Below are 5,831 nucleotides of genomic sequence, written 5' to 3'. Positions count from 1 at the left end.
ATTCCCACTATTGTGCGCAGCGTGTTGCCCGGTTTTCATCACACGCTGCGCAAAGCGGTCAGCCAACGGCTGCGCAGACAGCACTGGATAAACCATTGCGAACACTGTGGCGCACAGCAGGATGATACCGACCTGTTTGCGGAAGTCGGTGGGGCATTTTTCCCAACCTCTAAAGAGCAAGCGGCGGCTATTCAACTGCACCGTATTGATCAGCCCTTTGTGGGGTATTGTGAAGATATCTCACATCATCACTATCATTTCGACCCGAAGCAGGATAACCGTATCTGTAAAGCGTGTGACTGGTTTGAATGGATGACACAGGTGGTGAATGTGCCGTCAAAGTATCTTCAATAAGCTGCAGAATGAGTGGCAAAAGAAAAATATGACTATAGCACCTTGTGGAATGACAGGTGCGGAGCATGGTGACCACCTGAATGGTCACCTCAGAGAAAAGGTGCTTACATAAATGCAGTACAGTTTCTGTTTGCAAAGTCATTGAGTTAATCTTTGGATTCCCTTGATCTCAGTAATGAACTCCATAATATTCTGTAAATCATTGGCATAGGATGCTGGATAGAATGACTTAACAGATTCAGGCACCACTAACTGTAGCGATTTACTCTTCATTTCTGCCAGCTGTTGTTCACTTATCCCTGGCTGCATCGTTATCAGATGCTTACGTGCCACCCGGTCTCCTTCCGCCAATACTTGTCTCCAGCGATCTTTACATGTCGTTTTTGCGCCAAGCAATCGCAACTTTTCCTGAGGAAAAGATTTATCGTGATAAGCAGAAAAACATGGAAAAAGAAAATCGGGTTTAGACTTATTCTCTGTTATATTTTTGGCAGAACCCTGTTGAAATCGCAGATTATGCAATGAAAAAAGATGATCCAGGTGATTTTCAAAGGCAAAACCAGCACGGGATTTTCGCCTGTTCTGAACACTCAATGAGAAATGAATAAATTCATCAACATCACTCCCGTTTTCTCCAAATCCCTGCGATAATTTTTTCGCTACCTCATAACGTTCATACGTTTTAAATAATTTTTCTTCCTGTTCCATCCATAGCATCAGTGTATTATCGGGTTCATTTATTGGTTCACCTGAGGCCATTTCCCTTGCCAGTAAAGAAAATTCTTTTGACTTAGGAAAACCAGCCGGAAAATGCCTTAATAATGTTTCCAGTAAATTTTCATTTTTACTTTCAGGTTCTTCAAGTTCTATTCCCAGGTCTTCAAATAACATCCTGACCGGAAGGATAAGTGATTTTTCCTCAATCGAAGATCGGGAAAAATGATGACCAATATTACCCAGACCAAATAAAGTATTCAGCTGTAATTCAACTGAAGATCCCGGGGGAGTTATAATAAGCAGCAAATCGCCATTATTACGTTTAATAATCAGAAAAAAATCACCTTCATTCATCAAAGATGAAACAGGATTCGTTTTATAATACATACGATATTCAGCCGATCTGTTTGGCTGGTTATAACGAGCATCGTACCACGTTAATTGATCTTCACAGATGACCGGCTCGCTATCTTCTCCGGCAATATAAGTCAGCGTTGCCTTAAAAAATATTTTTTCCCCTCGTTCGGGAACGGGAAGATATCCTGAAAATCCTGCTTTGACCAATCCACCAATTTCATGTTGATTTGATTTTTTAGGATCAACATCAACAGCCGAAAGATATTTTGCAACTGCGACTTCGAAATGATCAGATAACGGCTCAAACATTTTTATTATGTATCCCTTTAGTATCAATTTCTGCAGAATCACTGCCTGCACAAATCCACTCTTCTATTCTTTCAGATAATTCCTGAACGGGTAATCTGAATCTGCCTTTTACAGCACATTCCCAGATAACCATAACGTGCCAGCCATCACTCCTGAGCTTCTCATTAATAGCTTTATCCCGTAATACATTCTTCCCAAGTTTGTTCATCCAAAATTCGGTTCTGGTCATCGGGACTTTAAACAGATAGCACTCATGGTGATGCCAGAAACACCCATGAGTGAAAATAATTTTTCGATACTCATCGATCACAAAATCAGGCTTCCCCGGTAATTCTTTTACCTGTGTCCGAAACTGAAAGCCAGCATCTTCAAGGATCGCTGCCAGTTTTATTTCAATGGCTGTGTTACAATTTCGTATCGCTTTCATATTTTTGCTACGAATTGCAGAAGGGTGAACATCAGCCATAATCAAACCTTATGCCACTTTTTTGCTGTTTTTTAGCGCGATTGCTTTGGCAATATAAGGTGCCAATAACTGAGCTACAGCAGCAAAAACAGGAACAATCACAGAGTTGCCAAATTGCCGATAGGCCTGAGTATCCGATACGGGAATGCGGAAAGTTGTGCCACCCGGTGATTCAAATCCCATCAAACGTGCACACTCGCGAGGTGTCAGCCTTCTTGGTCTGTTTTTCTGGTTTTCTTCATTGTCAAAATCCCTCTCTCCAAGCTCCCTGTTCCAACCCCGGTCGATAAGTATTTCAGAGCCATCTTTATGGTAACGGGCGGACAAAGTGCGGGCAACGCTATTCGGGTTTTCAGGGAAAACCAGACCAAAACCAAAACCATTTCCTTTTGCCTGATGTTTTTTCGCGTAGTTGTATAAATATTTCCATAACGCAGGAGTAAGGATATATTTTTTATCAACATTACTGTCCAGTAATTCTTTAAGTATCGGTCTTTGTGCAGGAAAAAGTTGATTCATGTTTCTGAGGGTAAATCCCTGGTGGATATTAAGATCACGCCGAAATCCAACCAAAACAATACGTTCACGGTGTTGTGGCAGGAAATTTTGACCATCAATAATCTTTGGATCATCTTTCCCGTTATGTTCAACATCTGCAACTGAATATCCCAGTTCATCCAAAGCCTGCACAATAACCCGAAAAGTTTTCCCTTTATCATGGCTTTTCAGGTTTTTCACATTTTCCAGCAAGAAAATGGCCGGTTTTTTAGCAGCAATGATCCGGGCTACATCAAAAAACAATGTTCCCTGCGTTTCACATTCAAAACCATGAGCACGGCCTAATGAATTTTTCTTTGATACTCCTGCAAGAGAAAAAGGCTGACAAGGGAAACCGGCCAGTAATACATCATGATTGGGGATTTCACGATCTATATTTTGGTATGCTTCTTGATCACTGACAGAAATATCATGACTCAGAGTTATATCCCTGATATCAGAATTAAAGACATGCTCTTCAGGATCGCAATACCAGTTTGCTTTGTAAGTACGAACAGCATCCTTGTTCCATTCGCTGGTGAACACACACTGCCCGCCAATGTCTTCAAATCCTTTTCTGATCCCACCAATACCAGCAAACAGGTCAATAAAACGAAAAGTGTAATTCGGATGGTGTTCAGGCGGCGATGGCAACAAACTATTGAGCATCTGTACTTCCAGTTCAGTTAATTGCTTTTGCACCATTTTACCATTTAACCAGCGATTAAGGGTTTCACGAGTCCAGTCGCTATGACTGACAGCCCGAAGCGCCTCAGCAACATATTTTTGGTCATAGATTTCAACGAGTTTACTGATTAATGCTTTGTCTTCTTCTTTTTTCCGGCATTGTTCTTCTTCGTTTTGTGCAATCAGTTTTTGTGCGATTAACTCTAACTCTTTCATATTAAAAACCATTTATTTAATGGGATATCTTAGTGTAAGAATATCACCCAAATGACACAGGATAAAGTTAAACTGACAAAAAAAGAAATCTCAGAGACGTATAATAATCACTGACGTGCCGCGATGCGGCTTGTCTGCTGACGATGGCACACAAAACCAACAACCGTTTTGCATGCCATCGTCCAGCCATTTAAATGTATTTTTTAAACATCGCTGTCGTGATTATCACCGCCATACCCAGTAATAATGCCGCTGGCAACAATATCATCGTAGGATACACAACATCCGGCCAGGATAAATACAGTACACAGGGAATGGTACAGGCCGGTTTAATTCCCCGTTTGGCATGATGATAAACAAAACTCGATTCATATCCTGCCCCGTAACGCCGTAAATCCCGCCGTCCCAGTCCATCAACCAGCGCGACCAAAACCACCATCACAAACAGCGGAACGGATAACAGCAGGATCGCCAGCCGGATCAATGTCACCATCGTGATAAACACCGCAGCCAGACAATATTCCCGTAAATAACCCGATACACCCTGTAATACGGCATTGAATTCATGCAGAAAATCATTGTGGCTATTGAGCTGATATTGGTGTTGCCCCTGTATCCGGTGCATAAAACCACTGTCCACAAACAGCCATTGATACGCCTGTGCCAGTCCGTCAGAGACCGTTTGTGCGGGATTTGACAACAACAGACTCCGGGTAAACTCCGTGGATAAAAATTGCAGCTCTGTTTTCATCATTGCCTGGCTGTGAGCGGCACCCTGTTCCGGCCAGAAAAAAGTCATCCCGACATATTCCAGTAACAGACTGAATAGCCACGACATGACAACAAATCCAATGAGTTGCCACGGCCATTCCCATAACAGGCGATACAGCAAACCATGCTTGCGTGGGGGTTGTGAAGCCGGGCGGGATTGATTTTCTGACTGAGCCATGACGTGAAATTACCCTTTCTCTTCCCACCAGTTTTCACTGGTGCGGTAGTGCCGTCGCATATGCTCAGCGATGTTCTGCAAACTCGCCGGCATCAGGGTATCATCGTCATCACCTGTTGGCAGAGGCATGCGAATTTTCCACAACTGCCCGCCTTCCAGTAAGGCGAATGCCTGCCCTTTCGGCAGGTTAATCATCTCAGCCGGCGTCACTAATGGTGTTTTGACTGTGCCGACCCTGTCCTGCGTGGACGAGGTAAAATCCTGTCCCTGTTCGACATCCGCAATGTCAGAATGCCCTGAGACCAGTGTCTTGTTGTAGATTTCCACTTCGGGCAACTGGCTGGTGAGCAGTTCTGCCGTCCGGTTATCCCGTACCCGCAGCATAATCAGGGTATTAAAGTTACCAATCACCTGCGCCGTTTTGGCCGGGCTGCCGATACGGGCCTCAATATCCGATGAAGTCTGGGTATAGGCGGTAACCTGCATGCCCGCACCGCCGCCTTTGTTGATCAACGGGATAAATTCATCCCCCATCAGCTCATTGAATTCATCACAATGCAGGTTAATCGCCAGCTTGCCGTCATGGCGCACCGGTAAACCCGCATTCATGCCGTATTTATAAATTTGCCCGGCCACACTGACCAAATCCGCAAACATGCTGTTACCGACTGCCGAAGCCACATCGCTGTCAGACAGCGCATCCAGGCCGATATAAACAATACCGTTTTTGCGGATCACCTGTTCCCAGTCGAAGATAGGGCGCAAATCGGCCATATTGAGATAATCCGGCGAGAGCAGTTCTGAAATTTTTCCGGTGGTCAGCTTTTCCAGCAGGGGCAGCAGAGAGGCAACAATTTTATCAAAATAGGTGCGGTCATAACGCACAGCAGAGCGTAATCCGTCCAGAATCGGGTCATAGAGTTGTTTACCCGCTTTTGAACTCAGCGTGACCTCCATCGCCCAGAGTCTGAGTGCATCCGGTTGTCCCTGCATATTGCGCGGGATATCTTTTTCTTTCAGCTTGCCGAGGGACTGGTTGATTTGTTCCAGCAGTGCAGGCTGCCTGTCTGTCATCATTTTAGTCGCATAGAGTTCATACAGCTCACTGATATTATTGACGTAACGTGTGATAAGCGTGTAATCCGGCCGGTGTCCCAGGGCGACTAAAGCACGGGCAACGATATTGACAAACCGCCAGGCAAATTCACGGAACGCGGCACTGTTGCCCTCACCCCTGAC

General features: G+C 44.4%; 5 protein-coding genes and 1 pseudogene. 1 reads left to right on the top strand and 5 read right to left on the bottom strand.

What is annotated here, in order from left to right:
- Positions 1-354 (top strand): annotated as a pseudogene (locus ABLA85_RS16275) (hypothetical protein); the annotation flags it as partial.
- Between the two features lie 138 nt (positions 355-492).
- Here the strand turns inward: ABLA85_RS16275 and ABLA85_RS16270 are convergent.
- The 5 genes from ABLA85_RS16270 to traD all read right to left on the bottom strand — a co-directional run.
- Positions 493-1,737, bottom strand: a complete 1,245-nt coding sequence (locus ABLA85_RS16270; protein WP_367965417.1) for a type II restriction endonuclease — start codon at positions 1,735-1,737, stop codon at positions 493-495.
- Positions 1,730-2,203 carry a very short patch repair endonuclease gene (locus ABLA85_RS16265; protein WP_367965416.1) on the bottom strand — a complete coding sequence of 158 codons (474 nt, stop codon included), beginning with the start codon at positions 2,201-2,203 and terminating at the stop codon, positions 1,730-1,732. Before ABLA85_RS16265 ends, ABLA85_RS16270 begins: the two co-directional genes overlap by 8 nt.
- Positions 2,204-2,212: 9 nt before the next feature.
- Positions 2,213-3,643: a DNA cytosine methyltransferase gene (locus ABLA85_RS16260; protein WP_367965415.1), complete on the bottom strand. Its 1,431-nt coding sequence runs from the start codon at positions 3,641-3,643 to the stop codon at positions 2,213-2,215.
- 190 nt (positions 3,644-3,833) lie between these two features.
- Positions 3,834-4,592 (bottom strand): TIGR03747 family integrating conjugative element membrane protein, encoded by a 759-nt coding sequence (locus ABLA85_RS16255; protein WP_367965414.1) that lies wholly within the window; start codon positions 4,590-4,592, stop codon positions 3,834-3,836.
- A gap of 9 nt (positions 4,593-4,601) precedes the next feature.
- Positions 4,602-5,831 (bottom strand): conjugative transfer system coupling protein TraD (gene traD, locus ABLA85_RS16250; RefSeq protein WP_367965413.1); only part of this gene is annotated, 1,230 nt, incomplete at its 5' end.

Origin of the sequence: Xenorhabdus sp. SGI246, assembly GCF_040838225.1 — a bacterium.
GTDB classification, from domain to species: Bacteria; Pseudomonadota; Gammaproteobacteria; order Enterobacterales; family Enterobacteriaceae; genus Xenorhabdus; species Xenorhabdus indica.
The sequence above is the reverse complement of the archived record's forward strand: the minus strand, read 5'-3'. Positions and strand labels throughout refer to the sequence as shown.